The sequence below is a fragment of the Ruegeria sp. K11 genome (assembly GCF_056531905.1).
The window spans coordinates 195,020-218,804 of the sequence record NZ_JBQFMP010000009.1; the positions used below are offsets into that span (position 1 = coordinate 195,020).

Sequence of the window (23,785 nt, forward strand, 5' to 3'; positions counted from 1 at the left end):
CCGATGCAACATATCACTGACCCCATCGATTGCCGTCTGCTGGACGAGTTCCAGCGCGATTTCCCCATAACCACGCGTCCGTTTCAGGTTTTGGCCGACGCGCTTGGTCTGGACGAGGCCGAAGTGCTCGACCGGCTGGCGCGGATGCGCAAGACCGGGCGCATCACCCGGGTAGGCGCGACCATTGCCCCCGGCGCGGTATCCGCCAGCACCCTTGCCGCTGTCGCCGCCCCTGACGCGCGTCTGGAAGAGGTCGCCGCCCTGATCGACGCGGAACCCGGCGTGAACCACAATTACCAGCGCGAGGATGACTGGAACCTCTGGTTCGTGGCCACCGGCCCGGACCGCGCGCATGTGAACGAAACGCTTGCTCGGATCAGCCGCCGCACCGGATTGCGCGTGTTGGACTTACGGCTGGTGCGCCCATTCAACGTCGATCTGGGCTTCCGGATGTCGGGCGAGACCCGCAATGTTCCGGGGCCCCGCAAAGTGGATTGCTCGGCCATGCGCGAAGGCGACCGGCCCCTGTTGCAGGCGCTGAGTTCCGGGCTGTCGCTGGTTGCAGAACCCTATGCCGCACTGGCCCGATCCCTGAGCCGCAGCACAGTCGATGTGATGGACCGGATGGAGGCCTTGCACCGGGCCGGGATCATCTCGCGCCTCGGCGTCATCGTGCGCCACCGCGCTTTGGGCTGGTCGGCCAATGCGATGGTAGTCTGGGACATGCCCGCCGATCAGGTCGGCACCGCCGGTCCGGCGCTGGCCGCGCATCCCGGCGTGACACTGTGTTACGAGCGTCGCCCGGTCGAAGATGTCTGGCCCTATCGCCTGTATTCCATGATCCACGCGCGCTCGCGCCCCGAGGCAATGGAGGTTCTGGCCGGGGCCGCCGCCCTGCCCGAACTGGCGGGCGCACGGCACAAGGTTCTGTTCTCGACCCGGTGTTTCAAACAGACCGGCGCGCTGATCCAACCCAAAGAGGTGGCAGCATGACACTCGACGACACCGACCGCGCGATCCTGAACCGGATGCAGGATGATTTGCCGCTGATCTCACACCCCTACGCAGCGATTGCTGAGGAGTTGGGTATCGCGGAATCCGAACTGCTAAGCCGCCTGACCCGGATGAAAGACGAACGTGTGATCACCCGGTTCGGCCCGTTTTTTGACGCCGCCGCCATGGGCGGGGCCTTTTGCCTGTGCGCAATGGCCGTACCTCCGCAGGATTTCGAAACCGTCCTGACCAAAGTCAATGCGCATCCAGAGGTCGCCCATAATTATGAGCGCACGCACCGGCTGAATATGTGGTTCGTTCTGGCGACCGAAACACCCGAAGGGATCGCAACCGCAGCCGAGGCCATCGAACGGGAAACCGGGATCGCAGTCCTGCAATTTCCCAAACTTCAGGAATTTTTCATCGGCTTCCGGGTGGCAGCATGATCGACGCAAAAGACAGAGAGATCATCGAGGCGCTGCAAGGCGGCCTGCCGCTGGTGCCTGCGCCTTACGCGCAGGTGGCCGAGGGGTTGGGTCTGGATGAAGACACCCTGATGTTCCGTCTCGCCGACATGAAATCGCGCGGCGTGATCCGGCGCATTGCGGCGGCTCCGAACCACTACAAGCTGGGCATGACGTCGAACGGCATGACCGTGTGGGATGTGGCGGATGATCAAGTGGCCGAGATGGGCACCCAGATCGGCCTTCTGCCCTTTGTCACCCATTGCTATGAACGCCCCCGCGCATTGCCCGACTGGCCTTACAACCTGTTTGCCATGGTCCACGGCACCGACCGGGCCGAGGTCGAGGAGAAGCGCGCCGAGATCGCGGCCATTCTGGGCGATGCCTGCCGGGCGAAAGATATCCTCTATTCCACGCGCATCCTGAAAAAGACCGGGCTGCGCCTGAAAACGAAAGGCTGAGATATGTTCCGCCTGACCGAATACATGCACCAGCTGGTCAAGCCGACCCCGGTGCGCAAGCGCCGCCCCGGCCCTGTGAAACCGGTGGTGATCTGGAACCTGACCCGGCGCTGCAACCTGAAATGCCGCCATTGCTACACCGTCTCGGCGGATGTGGCCTTCCCCGGCGAGCTCAGCCATGAGCAAGCCATGGTAACCCTTAAGGATCTGGGCCAATTTCGCGTCCCGGCCCTGATCCTCTCGGGTGGGGAGCCGCTGGACCGGTTCGATTTCTTCGATATCGCCAAACGTGCGCGTGACCTGGTGCCGATGCTGGCGCTGTCGACGAACGGCACACGGATCTACGATGAAACCGCCGACATGATTGCCGATGTGGGGTTCAACTATGTGGGCATCTCGCTGGACGGGATCGGTGCCACGAATGATTGGTTCCGAGGTGTCGAGGGCGCCTTTGCCGACGCCTTGCGGGGCGTGCGTGAATGCAAGAAACGCGGCATCAAGGTTGGCCTGCGGTTTTGCCTGACTGAAGGAACGCAACATCATCTGCCCGATCTGCTGAAGCTGTGTGATGATGAGGGTGTCGACAAGTTCTACCTGTCCCACCTTGTCTATGCCGGGCGCGGCGATAAGAACCGGGGCGAAGATGCCGAGCATCTGCGCACCCGCACAGGTCTGGATTTGCTACTGGAACGCGCGTGGGAGGCGGCATCCGGGGGCCGCCCGCTGGACATCGTGACCGGCAACAATGATGCCGATGCCGGGTATTTCCTGAACTGGGTCCGGGCGCATTTCGACGCCGACAAAGCGGCGCATGTGCGAGAACATCTTGCCGCGTGGGGTGGAAACTCCAGCGGGCTGGGTGTGGCCAATATCGACAATCTGGGCCGGGTGCATCCGGATACCTATTGGTCGGATTACACGGTTGGGAATGTGAAAACGGCACCGTTTTCCGAGCTGTGGACCAGCGATGACCCGATGCTGGCGATGCTGCGCACCCGTCCGCGCCCGCTGAAGGGGCGCTGCGGGGCCTGTCAGCTCAAGGACGTCTGCGGCGGCAATACCCGCATCCGGGCGCTGCAACTGACCGGCGATCCGTGGGCCGAAGATCCGGCCTGCTATCTGTCAAACGAAGAAATCGGCGTGGATGAGGCGGGCGAACGCCTGCAGGTCACGCCTTTCCGGGGGAAACGTCATGATCCGGCACATCAGTTCTTTTGAAATCCTTGGTCCTGCTGGCCCGGCCGTTACGCGTGCGGCGAGGGCAGGAGCCTCCGGCGAGAGTATTTTTGAAAAGATGAAGATCGGGGGGCTGGCCTGTCTTCTGAGTGTGGGCGCAGCCTGGGCGGATGCGCCGTCGGATTACGCGGAGCATTGTGCCGCGTGCCACGGTGAGAACCGGCTGGGCGGGGTTGGGCCCGCGCTGATCCCCGAGACTTTGAAACGGATGCGCGGGCCAAGGGTGGCCGCCGTGATTGCCGAGGGGCGCGCGGCGACGCAGATGCCGGCGTTCTCGCACGAGTTGGATGCGTTGCAGATCGAGGAATTGGCGGGGTGGCTTAAATCGCCGCTGGAGACCGATCCGGATTGGGGTGAGGCCGATATCATGGCCAGCCGCACGTTGGATGAGGATTACGTGGCGGTCGATGCGCCGGTCTGGGACAGCGATCCGATGAATATCACTCTGGCTGTCGAAACGGGTGACCATCATGTCAGCGTATTGGACGGGGATACGTTCGAAGTTCTGGACCGGTTCGAGACGCCTTTTGCCGTGCATGGCGGGCCGAAGTTCAGCCCCGATGGGCGCTATGTCTTCATCATGTCGCGCGATGGCTGGGTGCAGAAATATGACATCTGGGCATTGAAGCAGGTGGGCCGCGTGCGTGCCGGTTTGAACAGCCGCAACATCGCCATGTCGGGCGATGGCAAATGGGTGGCTGTGGCGAATTACCTGCCGAACTCGCTGACGCTGCTGTCGACAGAGGATCTGTCGGTGGCCAAAGTCATTGAAGTAAAAAGTAAACAAGGCGTTCCCAGCCGCGTCTCTGCCGTCTATCAGGCGCCGCCCCGCGAGAGCTTTGTGCTGGCACTGAAAGATGTGCCCGAGATTTGGGAGGTGTTTTACGGCGACAACCCGCCGCAATTCGGACTGGGGCATGATTTCCGCATCGAGGGTCAGTTCAAGAACCCCGATCCATTCCCGGTGCGCAAGATCACCACGCCTGACTACCTGGACGATTTCTTCTTCGACCAGAGCTATGAATACGTCATGGGGGCGTCTCGAGGCGGTGAGGGCGGACAAGTGATCGACCTTGTGATCGGGCAGAAAGTGGCCGATCTGGACCTGCCGGGGATGCCGCATTTGGGTTCGGGGATCACCTGGCAACATGGGGATACCACGGTGATGGCGACCCCGCATTTGAGCGACGGCACTGTCTCGGTGATCGACATGCAAAGCTGGGAAACCGTGAAGCGGATCAAGACCGAAGGACCGGGTTTCTTCATGCGCAGCCATGAGAATTCGCCGTATGTCTGGGCCGATGTGTTCTTTGGCCCCAACAAAGACGCCATGCATGTGATCGACAAGCAGAGCCTTGAGATCGTGAAGACCTTGCGCCCTGCGCCCGGCAAGACCGTGGCGCATGTAGAGTTCACCAAAGATGGCAGCCATGCGCTGGTGTCGATCTGGGAAGATGACGGCGCGGTGATCGTTTATGACGCGCAGACGCTTGAGGAAGTGCGGCGTCTACCTATGCGCAAACCGTCTGGAAAGTACAATGTCTGGAACAAAATCACCTTCTCGGAAGGCACCAGCCACTGACGGGCGATGGCCGGTCTGGAAACTGGCCATCCTGCTTTATCCGGCCACGGCTTTGACTGTCGCCATCAACCTGTTTCTGGCCGGGCTGATCCTGCACGGCGCAGGTTTTGGCGCCATCGGTCCGGTGCCTGCAATCCTGTGGTCCATCCCTTTGGGTGTCCCAGCGGCCTGGCTGGCGGGACGCTGGGTGCGCGGATTGATGGATGAAGCAGACGATTGATTATAAATGTAAATTTTCGAATTTGATTAATTTTTGGCCGGTTCGAAAATAAATGACCTAAGTCAAGTGGCGACTCGGTCAAATCCTCTACCACCAAGGCATAGCTTCCCGAGTCGGAGACTCCATGCCTGCCCTGACCCCTCTGCACAATCTCCCTGACCGCGCGGTTCGCGCGGCAGCCGGGTTGGCGGGTATAATCCTTCTTTTGTTGCAGACCATTGCACCGGCGCTGGCGAGTCCCGGTGAGAGTGTCTGGGTGGAGATCTGCTCGGAAGGCGGCGCGGTCTGGGTCGAGGTTGACCTTGAGGAGGGTGCCGAAGACCTGACCGCGTATTGCCCCAAATGCGCCGATTGCGCGCTGTGCGCTGTCACCAGCGCCGCGCCGATGCCCGAGCTGGCGCAGGTGGCGCAGGCCGGAATCTTCCATTTTGTACATGGGAAAATCGGGGCTTCTTCCGTTTTGTACCAAACTCATCGGCTGTGGCCTGAGACCCGAGGGCCCCCGTGTGTGCCCGAAATCACAACCGAACGCGCCCTGCGCGCGTCCATGGCATTCACCCAAATTCCCGGAGGTGCGCCGTGGTCGTAAGTCGCGCAATCCATTTCCTGCTGGCCCTTGCCCTGTCCTGCCTGATGGCGATCAGTGCCCATGCCGACAGCCTTGCCAGCTTCCTGCCCGAGATTGAGCCCGCCAATCTGGCCCCCGGTGCCGATGCCTTTGGTCCCGTCCGCGACGATGTACCGGTGGCCCCCGTTCTTAAAGACGGCGACCGCATCGCCTGGGCTTTCTTAACCTCTGATCTGGTGGGCACCACCGGCTATTCCGGCAAGCCCATTCATGTGGTTGCCGCCATCGATGATGAGGCGGTGCTGACCGGGGTGCAGCTGGTCAAGCACTCGGAACCCATCGTGCTGATCGGCATCCCCAATTCCCGCATGGTGGAACTGACCGAAGGTTATGCCGGGCTGGACCTGAAGATTGAGGCCGAGACTGGCGGTGAGGGGCATGACCTCGACATTATTTCGGGCGCGACGGTCACGATCATGGTGATCGATGACAGTCTTGTGCGCGGCGGCATCAAGGTGGCGCGCGCGCTGGGGCTGGGCGGCTTGGCACCGGCGCAGGCCGATGGACCCAAGCGCGAGGTCGATTTGGCACAGGACGCCATCTATGACTGGACGACGCTGTCGGGCGACGGCTCGGTCCGGCGGCTGACACTGGATATCGGGCAGGTCAACGCGGCGTTCGAAGCGACGGGCGATCAGCGGGCGATCAAGCGCCCGGAACCGGGCGAACCCGATGACACCTATATCGACATGCATATGGCGCTGGTCTCGGTGCCGTCGATCGGCAAGTCGCTGCTGGGCGAGGCCGAATATCAGAACATGGTCGATTGGCTGGACGAGGGCGAACAGGCCATTCTGGTGCTGGGGCGCGGGGCCTATAGCTTCAAGGGCTCAGGCTATGTCCGGGGTGGGATTTTCGACCGGATTCAGTTGATCCAAGGCGACAATTCTGTGCGGTTCTTCGACAAGCAGCAGCGCCGTTTGGGCGAGGTTGCAGCCCCCGATGCCCCAAGCTTTACGGAACTGGACATCTTCAAAATCCCCGCCGCAGCCGAGTTCGATCCGGCCGAGCCCTTCCGCCTGCAACTGCTGGCGCAGCGGGCCGTGGGTGCGGTCGAGAAAACGTTCCTGACCTTCGATCTGGGCTACAAACTGCCCGAGCAGTATCTGCTGCCCGTCGCGGCCCCTGTGGTCGTCGATGACGCCAGCGGCGAGGCGGCGGCCAAGGCCGCGCTGTGGAAACGCATCTGGAAGGACCGCACGGTCGAGATCGGTGTGCTGGGTGTGATGCTGCTGGTGCTGACCGCGACCTTCTTCTTCCAGTTCCACGCCACCATGAATGCGCGGGTCTTCTACTGGTTCCGCATCGGATATCTGACCATGACCCTGTTCTTCATCGGCTGGTACGCCAATGCGCAGCTGAGCGTGGTGAATCTGATGGCGTTGGCGAGCAGCCTGCGCACGGGGTTCTCATGGGATGCCTTCCTGCTGGACCCGCTGGTGTTCATCCAATGGTTCGCCGTCGCCGCCGCGCTGCTGTTCTGGGGGCGTGGGGCCTATTGCGGCTGGTTGTGCCCGTTTGGCGCATTGCAGGAACTGACCAACAAGATCGCGCGGGCCTGCAAGGTGCCGCAATGGACCTTGCCCTGGGGTCTGAACGAACGCCTCTGGCCTGCGAAATACATGATCTTTCTGGTGCTGTTCGGGATCAGCTTTGTCTCGATCCCGCTGGCCGAAACCTATGCCGAGGTCGAGCCGTTCAAGACCGCGATCATCCTGAAATTCATGCGCGACTGGCCGTTTGTGGTCTTTGCGCTGACCTTGCTGGGGATCGGCCTGTTCGTGGAAAGGTTCTATTGCCGCTACCTGTGTCCGTTGGGCGGAGCGCTGGCGATCCCTGCCCGTATTCGCATGTTCGACTGGCTGCGCCGCTACAAGGATTGCGGCACCCCCTGTCAGACCTGCGCCAATGAATGCCCCGTTCAGGCGATCCACCCCACAGGTGAGATCAATCCGAACGAGTGCGTCACCTGCCTGCATTGTCAGGTGCTCTATCAGTCCGAGGACAAATGTCCCGTCGTTATCCGTCAGTTGAAACGGCGGGCCAAGACAGGGTCGGTCCAGATGAAGACCCCACTCGGACAACCACCGGCGAACCATCCAAACGCCAAACCGCAAACCGTTTCCTAAAAGGAGGGACGATCATGTCGGAACATGACAAGAAACTGAACATCACACGCCGCGGGATGCTGGGGGCCACCGCAACCGGCGCGGTGATTGCCGGGACGGGACTGGGTTCAACCCTGATGACCGCGCGCGAGGCGAGTGCCGCCGCCAATGCCCATCTGGAACCGGGTGAGCTGGACGAATATTACGGCTTCTGGTCCTCGGGCCAGACCGGTGAGCTGCGAATCTTAGGTGTGCCTTCGATGCGCGAGCTGATGCGGGTGCCGGTGTTCAACCGCTGCTCGGCCACCGGCTGGGGTCAGACCAATGAATCGCTGAAGATCCTGACCGAAGGCCTGCTGCCCGAAACCAAAGAGTTCCTGGCCGCAAATGGCAAGGTCACCTATGACAACGGCGACCTGCACCACCCGCATATGTCGTTCACCGATGGCACCTATGACGGCCGCTATCTGTTCATGAATGACAAGGCCAACACCCGCGTGGCCCGTGTGCGCTGCGATGTAATGAAATGCGACAAGATCATCGAGATCCCGAACGCGCATGACATCCACGGCCTGCGTCCGCAGAAATACCCGCGCACCGGTTATGTCTTTGCCAATGGCGAACACGAAGCACCGCTGGTCAACGATGGCCAGATCCTCGATGATCCGTCGCAATACGTGAACATCTTCACCGCCATTGACGGCGACACGATGGAGATCGCATGGCAGGTGATGGTGTCGGGCAACCTCGACAACACCGACTGCGACTATCAGGGCAAATACGCCTTCTCGACCTCGTACAACTCGGAAATGGGGATGAACCTGGCCGAGATGACCGAGAGCGAGCTGGACCATGTGGTCGTGTTCAACCTCAAGGCCATCGAGGATGCGGTCGCTGCCGGTAACTATCAGGAACTGAACGGCGTCAAGGTTGTGGATGGCCGCAAAGAGGCGGGCGGCAACCTGACCCGTTACATCCCGATCCCGAACTCGCCGCATGGTGTCAACGTCGCCCCTGACAAGAAACATGTGATGATTAACGGTAAGCTGTCGCCGACCGTGTCCGTGATCGACGTTGAAAAACTGGATGCGCTGTTTGCCGACAACGCCGATCCGCGTTCGGCCATCGTAGCTGAACCGCAGCTGGGCCTTGGCCCGCTTCACACCGCGTTTGACGGCAAAGGTCACGCCTTTACGACCTTGTTCCTGGACAGTCAGGTGGTGAAATGGGACATCGCCAAAGCCATCGAAGCATATGGCGGCGCGGATGTTGACCCGATCCTTGACAAGGTGGACGTGCAGTATCAGCCGGGTCACAACTCGACCTCGATGGGTGAAACCGCCGAAGCGGATGGCAAGTGGCTGATTTCGATGAACAAGTTCTCGAAAGACCGTTTCCTGAACGTCGGTCCGCTGAAGCCCGAAAACGAGCAGTTGATCGACATCTCGGGCGACAAGATGAAGGTGGTCCATGACGGCCCGACCTTCGCCGAGCCGCACGATTCGATCCTTGTGCACCGGTCCAAGGTGAACCCGGTCAATGTCTGGGATCGCAACGACCCGATGTGGGAAGATGCGCGCAAACAGGCCGAGGCCGATGGCGTCGATCTGGATTACGGTGCCGAGGAACCCATCCGGGATGGCAACAAGGTGCGGGTCTACATGACCTCAGTCGCGCCTGTATTCAGCATGGAGAAGTTCACTGTCAAACAGGGCGACGAAGTCACTGTCTATGTCACCAACCTGGATGATGTGGATGATGTAACCCACGGCTTCTGCCTGTCGAATTTCGGCGTCGCAATGGAAGTTGCACCGCAGGCCACCGCCTCGGTCACGTTCATTGCCGACCGTCCGGGCGTGCACTGGTTCTATTGCCAGTGGTTCTGCCACGCGCTGCACATGGAAATGCGCGGCCGGATGTTCGTTGAGCCGCGGAGCGCGTAACGATGCGTTGGTCCCTGCTCATACCGCTCCTGCTCGGCTCGCCCCTTTGGGCGGCGGACTGGGATGTGCCCAACCGGGCGGGGGCCATCAACGAGATACTGGCGCAGGCGGCGGATGGGGACACCCTCCGCCTGAGCCCCGGTGTTTATACCGAAAGGCTTGTTCTGGACCGGCCCGTCACAATCGACGGGCTGGGACAGGCCACCATTGACGGACAAGGTGAGGGCAGCGTCATCACCGTGACCGGGCCCGGCGTGATCGTGCGCGGGCTGACGGTGATCGGATCAGGCGACAGCCATGATGGGATCGACAGTGGCATCCAGCTGACCAAGACGGCCACCGCGCCGGTGATCGAGGATAATGTGCTGCTGGGCAATCTCTATGGCATCGACATCCACGGGGCCAAGGACAGCATCGTGCGCCGCAACCGGATCGAAGGGCGGCAGGACCGCCACATGAACGCGCGCGGCAATGGTGTTTATGTCTGGAACGCACCGGGTGCCGTTGTCGCCGACAATGACATTCAGTTTGGCCGCGATGGGATTTTCGTGAATTCTTCGAAGAAGAATTTGTTCACCGGCAACCTGTTCCGCGATCTGCGTTTTGCGGTGCATTATATGTATGCCGACAATTCCGAGGTCAGCAACAATGTCTCGATCGGCAACGATCTGGGCTATGCGGTGATGTTCACCTCAAACGTCAGAGTCACCGACAATGTGTCGATTGACGACCGCGAACATGGCGTGATGCTGAACTATGCCAACAAGAGCGTCATCACCGGCAATGTGGTGAAAGGTGCCAAGGAAAAATGCACCTTCCTCTATAACTCGAACAAGAACGAATTCACCGACAACTGGTTCCAGGGTTGCGGCATCGGCATCCACTTTACCGCTGGCAGTGAGCGCAACCGGATCGTCGGCAATGCCTTTGTCGGCAACCGGACGCAGGTGAAATATGTCTCGACCAAATGGGTCGAGTGGTCAGAAGACGGGCGCGGAAACTATTGGTCCGATTTCGCCGCCTATGATGTGGATGGCAACGGCGTGGCCGATGCCCCTTATCGCCCCAACGATTCAATGGACCACGTGCTGTGGACCCAACCCGCAGCCAAATTGTTGCTCGGCTCGCCTGCCGTGCAGCTGGTGCGCTGGTCGCAATCGGCCTTCCCGGCGCTGTTGCCGGGGGGTGTGATGGACAGCAACCCATTGATGCAAGCCCCTGAACCCCCAGCTATGAAAAAGGTGCCTCATGACGGATAAGGCCCTGACGATTAACCAAGTCTGCAAGGACCGTGGCAAGACCCGCGTTCTTGACGACATCACCCTGTCTCTTGCCCCCGGTCAGCGCGTTGCGCTGCTGGGCCATAACGGCGCAGGCAAGTCGACGCTGATCAAATCCATCCTCGGCCTGACGCCGATCCATGGCGGAGCCATTCGGATCGGGGGGGCCACCCCCGGCAGCGCACAGGCGCGGCGCGAGACGGCCTATCTGCCCGAGGCGGTGTCCTTCCATCCGGCGCTCACGGGCCGCGAGCAACTGACCTTGTTTGCCAAGCTTTCGGGCGCAAAGGCAGACGTACCCGGCCTGCTGGAGCGGGTTGGCCTGAGCGACGCTTTGGACCGCCGGATTGGGGCCTATTCCAAGGGGATGCGCCAACGTCTGGGTCTGGCACAGGTGCTGCTGGGTCAGCCGAAAGTCGCATTGCTGGATGAGCCAACGAGCGGGCTGGACCCGATCTCGCGGCAGGATTTGTATGCCATCATTGATGAGCTGGCTGCACAAGGCACCGCCGTATTGATTGCGTCTCACGCCCTGACCGAGGTTGAGGCCCGCACCGACCGCATCGCCATCATGCGCAAGGGCCGGATGGTGGCCGACGACACGCTGACCAACCTGTCTGCGCTGGCCGGTCTGCCGATCCGCCTGAAGGTGCGCGCCAGTGCCAACCCTGATGCGCTGGCCGCCGAACTGGGCGGCAACCGGATCAACGGCGCGTCGGTTGAGCTGCTCTGCACCCCTGAAGACAAGATGGAGGCCCTGCGCCGCATCGCCGGATTGGGCGACGCGGTGGCGGATGTCGAGATGACGCCTCCCAAGCTGGAAGATCTTTATCGCCACTACGCACAGGAGGAGAGGCTATGACCCGCTTCCTCGCCATCACCCGCACCGAAATGCTGATCCTGCGCCGCAACCGCTGGCTGCTGGTCGCGACGCTGATCATGGTGCTGTTCGCGCTGGCGCTGACCTTTGCAGGCAGCGCGCCAACCGGCACGCTGGGCGTGGACATGCTGACCGTCTCGGTCGCGTCGATGACCACGCTGTCGGTCTACCTTGCGCCCTTGCTGGCGCTGATGATTTCTTTTGATGCCATCGCGGGCGACGTGGACCGGGGCAGCCTTTCGCTACTGCTCTCCTACCCTGCGGGGCGCGGCGAAATCCTGTTGGGTAAGTTCACCGCCCATCTGGCCGCGCTGGCCTTCGCCATGACCGTGGGGTTTGGCACCGCAGGCGCGGTGGCCGCCTTCTTCGGGGGCGCGGGTCCGGAAAGCCTGATGGCCTTGGCGCGCCTTATCCTCACCTCGATCCTGCTGGGCGCCGTGTTTCTGGCGCTGGGATACCTGCTGTCCGCTTTGGCTAAGGGGGCTACGGCGGCGGCGGGTCTGTCGGCCGGGCTCTGGCTGGTTTTTGTCGTCCTCTATGATCTGGGCCTGTTGGGGGCCGTCGTCATGGACAAGGGCGGCGTCTTCACCCAATCCGTCTTTCCGTGGGTGATGGTGGCCAACCCGGCCGACGCATTCCGTCTGTGGAACATCGCCGCAACCGAAGGCGTCGCTATGGCGTCCGGCATGACCGGGGCCGCGCAGGCCTTGCCGGTCTGGGCGGCACCTGCATCGCTTTTGATCTGGCCGGTGATTGGCTTTGCCCTTGCGCGGGCCGCGTTCCGGAGGGTCGAGCCATGAAACGCCTGTGCCTGATTGCCCTGATCGCGCTGAGTGCCTGTAAGGAAGAGGTCGCCGAGGCCCCCGACCCTGTGGACCTGACCCCTGACGCGCTGAGCTTTTTCTGCCAGATGAACATCGCCGAACATGGCGGACCCAAGGGGCAGATCCATCTGGAGGGCTACCCTGCGCCGCTGTTCTTTGCTCAGGTCCGCGACATGGTGGCCTATCTCAAAAGCCCCGAACGCGACGCCAAAATCACCGCCGTTTATGTCAGTGACATGAGCGTCGCCCCCAGTTGGCGGCAACCGGGTATCTCGAACTGGATTCCCGCCGATGGCGCGACCTTCGTGGTCGGAGCCAACGTGCAGGGCGGCATGGGCGCGCGTGAGGTTGTGCCGTTTGCCGACCCGACTGCCGCCGAGGCGTTCATCAACGATTATGGCGGCAGCGCCCTGCCTCTGTCGGACATTCCCGATGCCGAGGTCCTGGGCCCCGTCGATCTGGACCTAAAGCTGGAGACCCCCGCATGACACGCCTGTCCCGCCGCCGTTTCCTGACCATCTCGGCCGCCTGCACAGCCTTTCCCGCCGCGGCAGCCACATCAGCCCACTGGTCCGGCGTGGCGCTGGGCGCGCGGGCCAGCCTGCGTCTGGAAGGTCTCTCTGCCGTTGAGGCCGCCCCGATCTTTATCGCCGTCGAAGCCGAACTGCGCCGGTTGGAAGATATCTTCAGCCTCTACCGACCCAATTCGCAGATCAGCCTTTTGAACCGTGACGGGGTTTTGTCTGGTCCGGCCCCGGACTTTCTGAGCGTTCTCAGCCTGTGTTCGGTCATTCACACGGCCTCGGGCGGTGTGTTTGATCCGACGGTTCAACCCTTGTGGACGGCGCTTGCTGCGGGTGCGTCTGCAGACGTGGTCAACGTGGCGCAGCAAAGTATCGGCTGGGACAAGGTACAGATCGGCACGGACGCCATTCGCCTGCCGCAGCCGGGTCTGTCTGCGATCACGTTGAATGGCATCGCGCAGGGCGCAATCACGGACCGCATCGCGGCGCTGCTGCGCTCTTATGGCTTGCGCAACGTTCTGGTGGATATGGGTGAGGTCGCAGCCCTGGGTCGCCGCAGTGACGGCTCCCCATGGTCCATTGGCTTGGCCAACGCGCACAGAAAGGTCGCAAGACGCATCACTCTGACTGACCGTGCGGTTGCAACGTCTTCTCCCGGTGCAATGCGGCTTTCGGACGATCAAGGTCATATTCTGCATCCGCGAGGCAATGCACCAATACGCGGGACCGTTTCGGTCTCTGCCCCTGAGACAGCACTGGCGGATGGACTGTCCACCGCACTGTGTTTGTTATCGCCCAAAGAGACCAATTCCGTTCTGACGGCTTTTCCCGAGGCACATGTCGAGTTGATTGCCTGACATAATTGTCAAACTAAACCATGCCGTTATGCGTTACTCTGGCGTAGCTTGGCGTCTCTTTTTCGATGCAGACCAGCGTCGAAAAGCGCAAAATTGACAGCTCTTGGCATTTTTGCAACAATTGGAATTATTATATGTGTTAATGATTTCAGGGGTCGGGGACATGGCTGCAAACAAACTGGCAGGTATCGCGCTTGGAGCGTTATCTTTCTTGGTCATCGGTGCATTGCAGGCGGCGGCCATGACGGTCACACATCAATTCTCAACCACTGTCAATGCAACCGAATTCGGTGGTGGCTTAAATGATCAGGTGACATTCCAATATTCCTTCGACAGCGCCGCAAGCCCGTCCTCGACTCGGACACACTCCAGCGGCGGGACATTCACAGTCTATGACGGCGTTTTGGGAACGCTGCGGTATGGAAGCAACGTCGTTAACATTACCAATGCATCGCTTGGGGTTTACAACGACTGGGGGCTTGGCAACTTCAATGCACAGCAGATTTTTGCCAGAACCGGAGGGGCAAGCTTTTCAGGCACGATAAACGGATACGTGATCGGAGAGTTCAGCCTGGTGACAGCTTTCAATTCCAGTTTGGGCAGTACGGCGCCGATTACATCGACAGATTTCCTGAATATCAACAGATCCCACAACATTAACTTTGGCACCGATTCCAGCGGGGCCATTTTTGCGCAAGCCTATGGTAACGCCGCCGGAACGTACACGACTCCGGCTCCGGTGCCGCTTCCGGCAAGCGGTTGGCTGTTGATCGGTGGAATGGGTGCGATGGCAGCGTTACGCAGGCGTAAAACCGTTCGGTCCGAATTGGCCTGAACAGAAGGTAAAGACAAGTCAGCTTGCAGCGCTTTTCCGCATGGCGGCACAGGTGCCGGGATTTTGGCAACGAAACGTCCTGCTCTTGAGGCGCGCCTCTCACTGCAATTCAATACTAACATTCGCATTTCATGTTAGACTCGATGTGACTTTGGGTGACAATGCAAAGGGTTGGAGATGTCCGAGCGCCGGGTGGAGTTGCGCTATTTTGCGATTGTGTTGCTGCCAGTTGCGGTGTTTGTGACGCATGAGTTGATCCAGCAGCATATGATTGCTGCTGATCTTCAGGTTCCGGTTTCGATCCTGGTTGCCGAACCTACCTGGTTTGAATCCATCGGGCGGTTTCGGTTTCTGGCCGCTTCCTGGTTCTTTTCGGCGCTGGCGTTGTTGCCAGTGGCCGTTCTGGCGCGCAACCTGATGCGCCCGTTGGAGCGGCGGACCAAAATCGCGTCTATCGTAACCGTTCTAGTGGTTCTTGCGCTGGCGATCATTCCGACGGTGCAACAGCATTCAACGGGCGAGGCACCCCAGATTTACCATCAGGTCGGGAAAGCCGTTTTCGAAATGGCGCTGGCGCGGGGCGAGTTGCCGGGGTGCCGAACACCGGACGACATTTGGCTGCTGGGCCGGTGCGGAGATATTCCGGTGTTCACCTTGTTCCGGCGCGTTCTGGATATCATCAACGCGCTGGCCGGACTTGCCGTGGGGTCTTTGATTGTCGGCATGATCCTGTGCCTTGCTTCGCGCGCGCCCGGCGACAATGAAAAATCGGCAGATGAACTGGCACGCAGCCTGCGTCATATGCGGCAGCAACTGTATCTTTCCAGCCTGATCCTGACCTTCGGCATGTTTTTCGCAACCAGTTGGATGTATTGGCCCCTTCCGCTGATCTCGGATGCTGACAAAAGCGCATATAGCGCGTTGGTGACTGCGTCAGCTCTGTTTACCGGCACCTATTTTTGCCTGTTGATGCTCAGCTACTTCCTGCCGGTGGCCGTTATTCTGGATGGTCGGGTCAAGACACTTGCGATGGTGGCGCGGCGGGATGGGTCTGATACCGATGAATTCGACGTCAACGACTGGCGCGCGACGCATGGCCTGTCAGAAGGGGGCAGTGATATATTCCGCGCAGGTTTTGCATTGGCCGCACCTATTCTGGCGGCATTTGCTGGTGGAATATCTCCGATTGGCGGGTAGGGGTCTTTTCAGTCAAGGGTTTCCGGTGCGACGAAGCTTGCTTAATCTGTGAAGCGTCAAAGCCAAATTTTTTGAACCAACCATAGGATTGAAAAATGAATAATCTGAAAACCTGCGCCCTGTTTCTGGCGGTTCTGGGGACATCTGCATTTGCGACCGAACATAACATTCCGCTGGAATTGTCGATTGCCTGCAATCAGCATGGCGCAGTTGTCAAAACACCAAACGGCGCAACCTATTATCTTGGCAAGCAATGCGACGCGGCCCAGCCCGGTGTGGGGGAAGGCCGTTGGTGGTACGCAGCATCCGGGTTCATCGTCGAAATCAACGGGCAGTCGGTGCGCTTCTCGAATGACTTGAGTTGCGACATTCCCTATTGCCGCCCTTAACGAACGTTGATCTCAGCCAGCCCGGGCCTGCCGCCACGCCTTGGCTTGATGCAGTTCGATCCGGATCGGACCCCTCAGGCCATCGATCTCCCAGAAGTCGGGTTCGTTGCCAAAATCGGGATCGTCGCGCATCCACCGACAGTCCTGATACCGGACCGGCCACCAGCGTTTACCGGCGTAAATCTCGATGAGCCGCCCGTCGCGCGGCGCTGTTTTCATGTGACGGGCCTTGATCTTCTTTTTGGGTTTGCCGCGAGAGGACTGCGCTGCCGCCGTTTTTTGAAGCTCAAGGTTGAATTTCTGTTGCTCGCGCAGGTCGGACCGGTTGGTGAAATACATCTGGCTAAGGAAGCCGAGCACGGAAAGAAGCGAACTGACGACGGGAAGGACGACCTCGACCACATAGGTTGAAGGTGCGGCGAGCTCAGGTTCTGGCTCCGGCGATTGTTCGGTCGCATCGGGAATTGCGGGACCGACGCCAAGATCGGGTACAGCGCCGCCGGTGTCCGGCATAGCGATGTCACCGCCGGAAAACGTAAAAGACTGAAAGCCGAGGAAAGCGAACCCTGCCACCGCGAGCACAGCAAATACATATCTGAGAGAAGATAGAAGTCTTAACAGTCGCAATTCCCTTCCTCCGTATTCGTTGTCTCGTGCCGGGCAATCTGACTTGCGGATGAGGGTCAGAAGCCCGGGTCACATATTCAGAAAACGCCTTATTCCGGTTTTATCACATTTCCTGTTCTTCTTCTGTGTTCACGCAATCTCGATCATTCGTCACGCGCTTGTTTATGTTTTGTGAATACCCCGTTTGGTAAGGCTTCGTGCATGAAGCGTTTCACAAAGGGCCGCAGATTTTTTGATCTGCGCGCATATGAACCGGTGGCGCGCGGCAAACAGCGTGACATCTTTTTGATACAGGGCAGGGATGCGGGTCTTACGGGCGCGAACAACGCGGTTGTGTTGAAGGTTCCGCGATATGCAGAACGTTACAACCGGCTATCGCGTCCAAAACAGACTTTGCGCAAAGTCTACGCCACCAGCGAACAGCGTGTTATTTTGAAAGAGGCCGCGTATTGGCGGAAAGTCAATGAGAATTGGGATCACGAAGCCGCGCCGCTTCCAATTCCCAGGTTTCTGGGGCTGGTCGAAACCTCGGTCGGGGTGGGTGCATTGTGGAATGCTGTGAGCGGCGACAATGGCAAGTTGGCGCCGACTTTGAAAGAGATCATTGCCAGAAATGAGATGGCGGACGCACTTGATCCGCTCAACGAGTTTGTAAACACCTATTTCAACCAGAATCTGGTCGCGGCTGACCTGCATTTTCGCAACATCGTATTTGGGCAGGAAGCGGGCGTGAAACAGTTTTTTCTGGTGGATGGGTTTGGCGATCACCGAATGATTTCAATCAGGGGCAGATCGGCTATGTATAATCATAAGAAGCTCATTCACGCGTGTTGCAAGCTGGCGCGGCGCGCCAACCTGACCTTCGAACCGGACAGGCGCGCGTTTTCCCTGCCGTCCTGACTTTGGTGTCGCGCTACATCGGCAGCGAGTCCGTGCACCGGTCAACCGCGCGCGGCGCAGCGCTTATTTGATCTGCATGGCTTCGGTTTCAATTCTGATATCCACTTCATTGCCGACCAGCCCATTGTCGACAGCATAGGTCATACCAAAATCGCTGCGCAGGATAGCTGTATCAATGGACAAGCCCAATACATGGCGTTTGTGCCCGAAGGGATAGGCCTCTGACTTGTTGAGCGTCACATTCAGCGTCACGGGCTGTGATACGCCAAGGATGGTCAAGTCACCGGTGACGGTGCCGGACGTTTCAGTTTTTGCAGAGCCGGAGGTCGCGACGAACGTGATCTCGGGGAATTCGGACACATGCAGAAAATCTTTGTGCTTTACATGCCCATCCCGTGCCTTGTGGAACGTGTTGACGCTGCCGGCGTCGATCGTGACCTGAACATTCGCCAGTTCCTGGCTTTCCGTGTCGTAGTCAAATGTGCCTTCAACCTTGCCGAAAACCCCAAGTGTTTTGGCATAGCCAATATGCTCAACAGTAAAAAAAACCGTAGTATGATCCGGGTCAAGTTCATAGCTGGCCATTTCGGCTGCGGCGGCAAGCGGAGTGGACGCGAGCAGAACGCTCAAGGCAAGTTTACGCATGGCTGGCCCTTTTCAGGTTGTCGAATTAAGTTGCTGTATCGATATAGTCTTTTATTCGCGCCAATAAAGTAAACTCAATGCGTCTGACCCAGTTGACCTGCGCAACCTGGAATGTTCACCGCGCCAGAGGACAAGACACCCGTGTCGATCCCGAACGGATTCATCGGGCGATCGCTGGTGACCTCGCCCCGCTGGGTTTGGATATCCTGGCGCTGCAAGAAGCGGATGAGGAATGCCGCCCGCATGGCCGTATTCTGGACGTTGCACGCATTTCGGACGACACTGGCCTGATCTATCAGCATGACATCGACACGATGAGATGGGGCCCTGACAGCGACGGGTTTCTGGGCACTATCCTGTTTCTGAGCCCGCATTACGACGTGACGCACAAGGATGTGTTGGATTTGCCGGGGCATTGCCATCGCGGCGCTGTTGTCATTGAAACCTTGCGAGATGGCATACCGGTCCGCGTGATCTCGGCCCATTTGTCCCTGTTTCAGCCCCTGCGTATGGTGCAGATGCGGATCATCGGTCAGTATCTGCATCGCCGCCCCCGGATGCAAACCGTTGTGTTGGGGGACCTCAATGAATGGCGGCCTTGGGGTGGGCTGATGTTTCATCCGCGCCTGATCGGATGCAATCTACAAGGCCCGGCCCGGGCAACGTTTCCCGCCCAATGGCCGATCCTGCCTCTGGACCGAATTTTGACAGACAGATCCGATGCAATCATGAATATACGCGTTTGCAACTCGTCCATTCTGCGCGCCGCGTCCGACCATTTGCCTTTGACGGCCACGATCACGGTTTCGCGAGGTTCTGAATAAACACGCGCCCGATCTGTTATCAAATTAGCCAGCAGTGAAATCTGCACTATTTCTTTTTAGCAAGCAAAACAAAGGGTCAGAGACTGTTATGAAGGAGCGCCGAATTGCAAGCCCACTGATCCTCGGCCACATGCTTTCGCCTGTCTGCGTTTTTGTCGGGCAGGTTATCATCATGGGCGCAGGCCTGGCGTTGCTGGCGTCACTGACACTGCCATCCACGTTGTGGGTACTTGGTGCTTTTTTCGCGACCTCTGTCATCACCGGGTTGGGATTGTCCCATCGCTATCCGCATGACGTGCTGGGACTGTGCAACACGGTCACGTTATTGCGCGCGGCGATGGTGGCTTTTTTGTTTGGCGCGTTGTTTGTGCTGGATGCCGTATCGCCGTGGCTGGTTTTCTGGGTCGGACTTGTTGCCTTTGCAATGGACGGTCTGGATGGTTGGCTGGCGCGCCGGTCCGGGCTTCAATCCGAATTCGGCGCACGTTTCGACATGGAGACGGATGCAGCGCTTGGCGCGGTGTTGGCGCTTTGGTTGATGCTTTCGGGAACGACGCACGCCGAAGTTCTGATCCTTGGGTTTACGCGCTACGCATTTGTCGCCGCAAGCTGGGTGCTGCCACGGTTGCGCGGCGACCTGCCCGAGTCGTTTCGGCGGAAGGCAATCTGCGTGGTGCAAATCGCTGCATTGCTGCTGCTGGTCTGCCCGTGGACCCCTGCGGGCCTGATCCTGCCGATCTCAATCGGCGCGTCCATGGCGTTGTGCTTTTCCTTTGGTGTGGACGCACGCTGGTTGTTGCGCCGCCCCTCATGAGGTTGCTTTTTCCTCTTATCCTTGGCGCCGGGTTGGTCTTTTGCATTCTGGTCTTGCCGAACCACCCGGGGACGATGACCTGGTCGGCGGTGAACCGATGGCCGCTTGAGCTTCCGGTGATCCTGTTGTTGCTGATCGCGCTGGGCAGGCTGCGGGGACTGGCAACGGCTTTGGCAGGTGCTCTGGTGATCCTCGTGCTGTTGAAACTGGCCGACTATGGCACGTACACCGCCTATAACCGGACGTTCAATCCGATCATTGACACATTCCTGATCAGCGCGGGATTTGACCTTTTGCAGAACAGCTTTGGCGCGCTGCCGACAATCGCGCTGGCGATCACGTGCCTGGCGCTCGTGGTTTTGCTTTTTGTCGTGCTGCGTTTTGGGCTTGGCGCATGGGCTGCTCTACCTGTTCCCGCCTGGGCCCGGTGGCTGGCGGGGTCGGGCGTTCTGATTGCGGGTACATGGATGGTCGCGGATGTCGGGCACCATCTGAAATTCTGGCGGTTCGAGGAAAGCCCGCCGGGCACCGCCTGGGCAACCCGGCTTGTCGTCAAACGGGGCATCGACATGCAAGCGACGGCGGCAGATCTGTCCCGGTTCCGCCGTGATGCGCAGTCGGATCCGATGCGGCACATTGAAAACCCGCTAGACCGGCTTGAGGGGCGCGACGTTTTGCTTGTCTGGATCGAAAGCTATGGGCGCGCAAGTTTCGACAACCCGCTTTATGCCCGGACTCATCTACCGACCTTGCATCGCGCTGAGGCCGCCATCGCCCAAAGCGGACTGGCGGTCAAAAGCGGATGGCTGACCGCTCCTACAGCAGGCGGTCAAAGCTGGTTGGCACACGGCGCGCTGGGCACTGGCCTGTGGACCTCGGGCAATGGTCGCTACAATGCCATGATCGCCAGCGGTCGCAGATGGCTTTTTCACTTTGCACAGGATGCCGGGTACCGCACATCGGCTGTCATGCCTGCGATCACGCTGGCATGGCCGGAAAGCCGCGTCATGGGGTTTGATCATGTTTTTGCGGCGGCTGACATTCCGTACAAGGGAAAGCGGTTCAATTGGGTCACCATGCCCGATCAGTTCACCCTGGCAGCCTATCCAGGCCTTTTGCCTGCAGACCCGCGCCCGGATTTTGTGCAGATCGCGTTGATCTCGTCTCATGCACCATGGACACCAATCCCGCACATGATCCCGTGGGACGAGATTGGTGACGGTTCGGAGTTCGACGAGATGGCTGCGGCGGGGCCAACCCCACGCGCGCTTTGGAAGAACCGCGACGACGTGCGCGACGCATATCGGCGCGCGGTGGATTACAGCTTGCAAGCGGTCTTTTCCCATGTTGCTGATCTGGGACCGCGCGCGCCCTTGGTTATCATTGCGGGTGATCATCAGGCGGCTGGTTTTGTGGCTGGCAGCGACAATCACGATGTGCCGGTCCATATCATCGGCCCGTCGCATGTACTCGCGATGATTGATCCATGGGGCTGGACCGATAGCATCATACCCTCAAAGAACGGGCCGGAGCTCCGGATGGACGCGTTTCGGGATGATTTTCTGACGGCGTTCACCTCTTCGGACCTCTTGGCGGAGGTCAATCAATGACGGGCCGGTTCATTCGAATTCTTGGATCGCTGATACTGCTGGGCGGCGTGCTGTGGTGGGGCGCGACAGATGTCGTCTGGTCGCGCCTGCGCGCAGCAGATCCGGGTTGGGTCTTGGTCGCAATTCTGGCCCTCAGCCTCAGCACCTTTTCGATGGCGCGCCGATGGCAGATCACCGCCCGCGCGCTTGAGCTGGACCTGACCTTTGGCGCGGCGCTCAAGGAGTATTACCTGTCGCTGCTCGCCAATTCCGTTCTACCGGGCGGGGTGGTCGGGGATGTTAGCCGTGCGGTTCGAACCCGCCACCACGGAGATCTGAAACGCGCCGCGCATTCCGTGCTGGCCGAGCGCCTGATGGGGCAGGCCGCCATGCTGTTGGTACTTGCCCTGGGGATGACCGCGGCCGTGATATTGCCGGGCGGCGTCGTCTGGCCGAGTGGCACGGGGTCGGTCTTGGTGCTGGGTCTTGGCCTGGCGGGAATCGTCGCCACATGGTCTCTTCGCATAAGGTCGACGGCGGAGTTTACCCGGTTCTGTCTGCGTTTGATGATCCGCCCCGAAGTGGGTGCGCAGGCAATACTTGCAACTGCATTGTTGATTCTGGGCTTGTACGCCAGCGCAAGGGCGACCGGCACCATCTTGCCGCTGGAAGCCTGCTTTACGGTTCTGCCACTGGTTCTTTACGCCATGTTGGTCCCGATTTCAGTTGCCGGGTGGGGATGGCGCGAAGGCGCGGCTGCGGCGCTTTTTCCGCTGCTGGGTGCCTCGTCCGAGGCCGGGATCGCCATGGGAATATGCTATGGAGCTGTCATGCTGGTGGCGGCATTGCCCGCGATTGGATTTCTGTTCGTACCTGCCTCGCACCCGGTTGCGGCCAAATCAGTGGAGAACACATAATGCCTGCCGTGTTCGCAATTCCCGGAGATAAGGATCAACGCACCGGCGGGTATATCTATGACGCAACCGTTTTGGATCTGCTCAACGAAATCGGATGCGCGACGTCACATCTGGAATTGCCGGGCAGTTTTCCCAACCCGACCCCGGCAGATATGGACACGGCGCTGGCTGCATTGATGGCTGTGCCGGACGGGAACCCGATCATCGTGGACGGGCTGGCGCTGGGTGCGATGGACCCGAACAGGGTGGCCGAAATTCCGGCACCTGTCATTGCTCTCGTGCATCACCCGCTGGGTTTGGAAACAGGGATCGGCGACACAAGTGCGAACCAGTTGATCCGCAATGAAACCGAGGTTCTGCAACACGTGGCACATGTGATCGTGACCAGTGGGCATATCGGCCAGACACTGAGCGCAGAGTTTTCCGTTTCTCCGGACCGCATCACGGTCGCCACGCCCGGGTTCGATCGCCCCAAGTCAGAGCGCGCGGCTGCGACGCCGCCGCTAATCCTCAGCGTGGGCCTATTGTCGCCCCGCAAGGGGCATGATGTCCTGATCGAGGCCTTGAGATTGATAGATGATTTGTCCTGGCAGGCTCAGATCATAGGGCGGCTTCAGGACGCACACTATACTGCTGCATTGACGGCGCAGATTACCCATGCCGGATTGGACAAACGCATCAACTTGATGGGTGAAGTTGGAGAGGCCGAGATCAGAGCGGCATATTCCCGGGCCAGCATTTTTGCGCTGGCGACCCGATACGAAGGATATGGGATGGTACTGAGCGAGGCCATGCTTCACGGCCTGCCCGTAGTGTCCTGCGCCGTCGGTGCTGTGCCTGAAACGGTGGGAGATGCGGCATGTCTGGTGCCTCCTGATCAACCCGCAGCCTTTGCCAGGAAACTGCGTGCCCTTTTGCAGAACCCCGATCTGGCAGCCGAGACTGGCCGGGCCTCTGCCGCGCGTGCGGCAGCTTTGCCAAGCTGGCACGACACCGCCCGAAAAATTGCCGACGTGATTGCGCAGGCTACCCCGTGACCTGCAGTTTT

At 59.8% G+C, this 23,785-nt stretch carries 25 protein-coding genes; 23 read left to right on the forward strand and 2 right to left on the reverse strand.

Features of this window, described 5'->3' with window-relative positions; translation table 11 throughout:
* Window positions 1-3: 3 nt before the first annotated feature.
* The 17 genes from ahbB (ACR0K4_RS15900) to ACR0K4_RS15980 all read left to right on the forward strand — a co-directional run bounded on the left by ahbB (ACR0K4_RS15900) (window position 4) and on the right by ACR0K4_RS15980 (window position 16,421).
* Entirely contained in the window at window positions 4-993 is a 990-nt protein-coding gene (gene ahbB / locus ACR0K4_RS15900) for a siroheme decarboxylase subunit beta (RefSeq protein WP_480854743.1), read from the forward strand.
* Window positions 990-1,439 carry an Lrp/AsnC family transcriptional regulator gene (locus ACR0K4_RS15905; RefSeq protein ID WP_480854744.1) on the forward strand — a complete coding sequence of 150 codons (450 nt, stop codon included), beginning with the start codon at window positions 990-992 and terminating at the stop codon, window positions 1,437-1,439. Before ahbB (ACR0K4_RS15900) ends, ACR0K4_RS15905 begins: the two co-directional genes overlap by 4 nt.
* Window positions 1,436-1,918, forward strand: a complete 483-nt coding sequence (gene ahbB / locus ACR0K4_RS15910; protein ID WP_480854745.1) for a siroheme decarboxylase subunit beta — start codon at window positions 1,436-1,438, stop codon at window positions 1,916-1,918. The genes ACR0K4_RS15905 and ahbB (ACR0K4_RS15910) overlap by 4 nt, the downstream gene beginning before the upstream one ends.
* A gap of 3 nt (window positions 1,919-1,921) precedes the next feature.
* Window positions 1,922-3,136 (forward strand): heme d1 biosynthesis radical SAM protein NirJ, encoded by a 1,215-nt coding sequence (nirJ, locus tag ACR0K4_RS15915; protein WP_480854746.1) that lies wholly within the window; start codon window positions 1,922-1,924, stop codon window positions 3,134-3,136.
* Between the two features lie 76 nt (window positions 3,137-3,212).
* Window positions 3,213-4,736: a cytochrome D1 domain-containing protein gene (locus ACR0K4_RS15920; protein WP_480854791.1), complete on the forward strand. Its 1,524-nt coding sequence runs from the start codon at window positions 3,213-3,215 to the stop codon at window positions 4,734-4,736.
* A complete protein-coding gene (locus tag ACR0K4_RS15925) occupies window positions 4,693-4,956 on the forward strand; it encodes a hypothetical protein (RefSeq protein ID WP_480854748.1) in 264 nt (87 codons plus the stop codon). Before ACR0K4_RS15920 ends, ACR0K4_RS15925 begins: the two co-directional genes overlap by 44 nt.
* 124 nt (window positions 4,957-5,080) lie before the next feature.
* The gene (locus ACR0K4_RS15930) at window positions 5,081-5,545 is read left to right on the forward strand and encodes a DUF2946 family protein (RefSeq protein WP_480854749.1); all 465 of its coding nucleotides are present in this window, start codon (window positions 5,081-5,083) and stop codon (window positions 5,543-5,545) included.
* A gap of 44 nt (window positions 5,546-5,589) precedes the next feature.
* Complete coding sequence (locus ACR0K4_RS15935) at window positions 5,590-7,713, forward strand: 4Fe-4S binding protein (protein WP_480854792.1); 2,124 nt, start codon at window positions 5,590-5,592, stop codon at window positions 7,711-7,713.
* 14 nt (window positions 7,714-7,727) lie between these two features.
* A complete protein-coding gene (nosZ, locus tag ACR0K4_RS15940; RefSeq protein WP_480854750.1) occupies window positions 7,728-9,635 on the forward strand; it encodes a TAT-dependent nitrous-oxide reductase in 1,908 nt (635 codons plus the stop codon).
* A gap of 2 nt (window positions 9,636-9,637) precedes the next feature.
* Window positions 9,638-10,894 (forward strand): nitrous oxide reductase family maturation protein NosD, encoded by a 1,257-nt coding sequence (locus ACR0K4_RS15945; protein ID WP_480854751.1) that lies wholly within the window; start codon window positions 9,638-9,640, stop codon window positions 10,892-10,894.
* Window positions 10,884-11,777, forward strand: a complete 894-nt coding sequence (locus ACR0K4_RS15950) for an ABC transporter ATP-binding protein (RefSeq protein ID WP_480854752.1) — start codon at window positions 10,884-10,886, stop codon at window positions 11,775-11,777. The genes ACR0K4_RS15945 and ACR0K4_RS15950 overlap by 11 nt, the downstream gene beginning before the upstream one ends.
* Window positions 11,774-12,595 (forward strand): ABC transporter permease, encoded by an 822-nt coding sequence (locus tag ACR0K4_RS15955; RefSeq protein ID WP_480854754.1) that lies wholly within the window; start codon window positions 11,774-11,776, stop codon window positions 12,593-12,595. Before ACR0K4_RS15950 ends, ACR0K4_RS15955 begins: the two co-directional genes overlap by 4 nt.
* The gene (locus ACR0K4_RS15960) at window positions 12,592-13,107 is read left to right on the forward strand and encodes a nitrous oxide reductase accessory protein NosL (RefSeq protein ID WP_480854756.1); all 516 of its coding nucleotides are present in this window, start codon (window positions 12,592-12,594) and stop codon (window positions 13,105-13,107) included. Before ACR0K4_RS15955 ends, ACR0K4_RS15960 begins: the two co-directional genes overlap by 4 nt.
* Complete coding sequence (locus ACR0K4_RS15965; protein WP_480854757.1) at window positions 13,104-14,000, forward strand: FAD:protein FMN transferase; 897 nt, start codon at window positions 13,104-13,106, stop codon at window positions 13,998-14,000. The genes ACR0K4_RS15960 and ACR0K4_RS15965 overlap by 4 nt, the downstream gene beginning before the upstream one ends.
* A 103-nt stretch (window positions 14,001-14,103) precedes the next feature.
* A complete protein-coding gene (locus ACR0K4_RS15970; protein ID WP_480854758.1) occupies window positions 14,104-14,835 on the forward strand; it encodes a VPLPA-CTERM sorting domain-containing protein in 732 nt (243 codons plus the stop codon).
* Window positions 14,836-15,012: 177 nt separating this feature from the next.
* A complete protein-coding gene (locus ACR0K4_RS15975) occupies window positions 15,013-16,032 on the forward strand; it encodes a hypothetical protein (RefSeq protein WP_480854759.1) in 1,020 nt (339 codons plus the stop codon).
* A 95-nt stretch (window positions 16,033-16,127) separates the two neighbouring features.
* The gene (locus tag ACR0K4_RS15980; RefSeq protein ID WP_480854760.1) at window positions 16,128-16,421 is read left to right on the forward strand and encodes a hypothetical protein; all 294 of its coding nucleotides are present in this window, start codon (window positions 16,128-16,130) and stop codon (window positions 16,419-16,421) included.
* A 12-nt stretch (window positions 16,422-16,433) separates the two neighbouring features.
* Here the strand turns inward: ACR0K4_RS15980 and ACR0K4_RS15985 are convergent, their stop codons facing one another.
* Window positions 16,434-16,934, reverse strand: coding sequence for a hypothetical protein (locus tag ACR0K4_RS15985; RefSeq protein WP_480854761.1), 501 nt, complete (start codon window positions 16,932-16,934; stop codon window positions 16,434-16,436).
* 315 nt (window positions 16,935-17,249) lie between these two features.
* Here ACR0K4_RS15985 and ACR0K4_RS15990 point away from each other — a divergent pair, with 315 nt between their 5' ends.
* Window positions 17,250-17,948, forward strand: coding sequence for a YrbL family protein (locus tag ACR0K4_RS15990; RefSeq protein ID WP_480854763.1), 699 nt, complete (start codon window positions 17,250-17,252; stop codon window positions 17,946-17,948).
* A gap of 63 nt (window positions 17,949-18,011) precedes the next feature.
* On the opposite strand, the gene ACR0K4_RS15995 is transcribed toward ACR0K4_RS15990, so the two are convergent.
* A complete protein-coding gene (locus tag ACR0K4_RS15995; RefSeq protein ID WP_480854765.1) occupies window positions 18,012-18,593 on the reverse strand; it encodes a YceI family protein in 582 nt (193 codons plus the stop codon).
* 77 nt (window positions 18,594-18,670) lie between these two features.
* On the opposite strand from ACR0K4_RS15995, the gene ACR0K4_RS16000 reads away from it, so the two are divergent.
* The 5 genes from ACR0K4_RS16000 (at window position 18,671) to ACR0K4_RS16020 (ending at window position 23,774) form a co-directional block, all read left to right on the forward strand.
* Window positions 18,671-19,417 (forward strand): endonuclease/exonuclease/phosphatase family protein, encoded by a 747-nt coding sequence (locus tag ACR0K4_RS16000; RefSeq protein WP_480854767.1) that lies wholly within the window; start codon window positions 18,671-18,673, stop codon window positions 19,415-19,417.
* Window positions 19,418-19,505: 88 nt separating this feature from the next.
* Window positions 19,506-20,231, forward strand: a complete 726-nt coding sequence (locus ACR0K4_RS16005) for a CDP-alcohol phosphatidyltransferase family protein (RefSeq protein ID WP_480854768.1) — start codon at window positions 19,506-19,508, stop codon at window positions 20,229-20,231.
* The gene (locus ACR0K4_RS16010) at window positions 20,228-21,841 is read left to right on the forward strand and encodes a sulfatase-like hydrolase/transferase (protein ID WP_480854769.1); all 1,614 of its coding nucleotides are present in this window, start codon (window positions 20,228-20,230) and stop codon (window positions 21,839-21,841) included. The genes ACR0K4_RS16005 and ACR0K4_RS16010 overlap by 4 nt, the downstream gene beginning before the upstream one ends.
* Complete coding sequence (locus tag ACR0K4_RS16015) at window positions 21,838-22,737, forward strand: lysylphosphatidylglycerol synthase transmembrane domain-containing protein (RefSeq protein WP_480854770.1); 900 nt, start codon at window positions 21,838-21,840, stop codon at window positions 22,735-22,737. The genes ACR0K4_RS16010 and ACR0K4_RS16015 overlap by 4 nt, the downstream gene beginning before the upstream one ends.
* Window positions 22,737-23,774, forward strand: coding sequence for a glycosyltransferase family 4 protein (locus tag ACR0K4_RS16020; RefSeq protein WP_480854771.1), 1,038 nt, complete (start codon window positions 22,737-22,739; stop codon window positions 23,772-23,774). Before ACR0K4_RS16015 ends, ACR0K4_RS16020 begins: the two co-directional genes overlap by 1 nt.
* Window positions 23,775-23,785: the final 11 nt, after the last annotated feature.

What these genes read in the sequence shown, in the direction of transcription:
- ACR0K4_RS15925 (WP_480854748.1), top strand. Translation starts at nt 4,693, where the DNA reads ATGTCTGGAACAAAATCACCTTCTCGGAAGGCACCAGCCACTGACGGG.
- nosZ (WP_480854750.1), top strand. Translation starts at nt 7,728, where the DNA reads ATGTCGGAACATGACAAGAAACTGAACATCACACGCCGCGGGATGCTG.
- ACR0K4_RS15965 (WP_480854757.1), top strand. Translation starts at nt 13,104, where the DNA reads ATGACACGCCTGTCCCGCCGCCGTTTCCTGACCATCTCGGCCGCCTGC.
- ACR0K4_RS15995 (WP_480854765.1), bottom strand. Translation starts at nt 18,593, where the DNA reads ATGCGTAAACTTGCCTTGAGCGTTCTGCTCGCGTCCACTCCGCTTGCC.
- ACR0K4_RS15990 (WP_480854763.1), top strand. Translation starts at nt 17,250, where the DNA reads ATGAAGCGTTTCACAAAGGGCCGCAGATTTTTTGATCTGCGCGCATAT.
- ahbB (WP_480854743.1), top strand. Translation starts at nt 4, where the DNA reads ATGCAACATATCACTGACCCCATCGATTGCCGTCTGCTGGACGAGTTC.
- ACR0K4_RS15905 (WP_480854744.1), top strand. Translation starts at nt 990, where the DNA reads ATGACACTCGACGACACCGACCGCGCGATCCTGAACCGGATGCAGGAT.
- ACR0K4_RS15980 (WP_480854760.1), top strand. Translation starts at nt 16,128, where the DNA reads ATGAATAATCTGAAAACCTGCGCCCTGTTTCTGGCGGTTCTGGGGACA.
- ACR0K4_RS15935 (WP_480854792.1), top strand. Translation starts at nt 5,590, where the DNA reads ATGGCGATCAGTGCCCATGCCGACAGCCTTGCCAGCTTCCTGCCCGAG.
- ACR0K4_RS15975 (WP_480854759.1), top strand. Translation starts at nt 15,013, where the DNA reads ATGTCCGAGCGCCGGGTGGAGTTGCGCTATTTTGCGATTGTGTTGCTG.
- ACR0K4_RS15955 (WP_480854754.1), top strand. Translation starts at nt 11,774, where the DNA reads ATGACCCGCTTCCTCGCCATCACCCGCACCGAAATGCTGATCCTGCGC.
- ACR0K4_RS16015 (WP_480854770.1), top strand. Translation starts at nt 21,838, where the DNA reads ATGACGGGCCGGTTCATTCGAATTCTTGGATCGCTGATACTGCTGGGC.
- ACR0K4_RS15920 (WP_480854791.1), top strand. Translation starts at nt 3,213, where the DNA reads ATGAAGATCGGGGGGCTGGCCTGTCTTCTGAGTGTGGGCGCAGCCTGG.
- ACR0K4_RS16010 (WP_480854769.1), top strand. Translation starts at nt 20,228, where the DNA reads ATGAGGTTGCTTTTTCCTCTTATCCTTGGCGCCGGGTTGGTCTTTTGC.
- ACR0K4_RS15945 (WP_480854751.1), top strand. Translation starts at nt 9,638, where the DNA reads ATGCGTTGGTCCCTGCTCATACCGCTCCTGCTCGGCTCGCCCCTTTGG.
- ACR0K4_RS16020 (WP_480854771.1), top strand. Translation starts at nt 22,737, where the DNA reads ATGCCTGCCGTGTTCGCAATTCCCGGAGATAAGGATCAACGCACCGGC.
- ahbB (WP_480854745.1), top strand. Translation starts at nt 1,436, where the DNA reads ATGATCGACGCAAAAGACAGAGAGATCATCGAGGCGCTGCAAGGCGGC.
- nirJ (WP_480854746.1), top strand. Translation starts at nt 1,922, where the DNA reads ATGTTCCGCCTGACCGAATACATGCACCAGCTGGTCAAGCCGACCCCG.
- ACR0K4_RS16005 (WP_480854768.1), top strand. Translation starts at nt 19,506, where the DNA reads ATGAAGGAGCGCCGAATTGCAAGCCCACTGATCCTCGGCCACATGCTT.
- ACR0K4_RS15930 (WP_480854749.1), top strand. Translation starts at nt 5,081, where the DNA reads ATGCCTGCCCTGACCCCTCTGCACAATCTCCCTGACCGCGCGGTTCGC.
- ACR0K4_RS15960 (WP_480854756.1), top strand. Translation starts at nt 12,592, where the DNA reads ATGAAACGCCTGTGCCTGATTGCCCTGATCGCGCTGAGTGCCTGTAAG.
- ACR0K4_RS16000 (WP_480854767.1), top strand. Translation starts at nt 18,671, where the DNA reads ATGCGTCTGACCCAGTTGACCTGCGCAACCTGGAATGTTCACCGCGCC.
- ACR0K4_RS15950 (WP_480854752.1), top strand. Translation starts at nt 10,884, where the DNA reads ATGACGGATAAGGCCCTGACGATTAACCAAGTCTGCAAGGACCGTGGC.
- ACR0K4_RS15985 (WP_480854761.1), bottom strand. Translation starts at nt 16,934, where the DNA reads ATGCCGGACACCGGCGGCGCTGTACCCGATCTTGGCGTCGGTCCCGCA.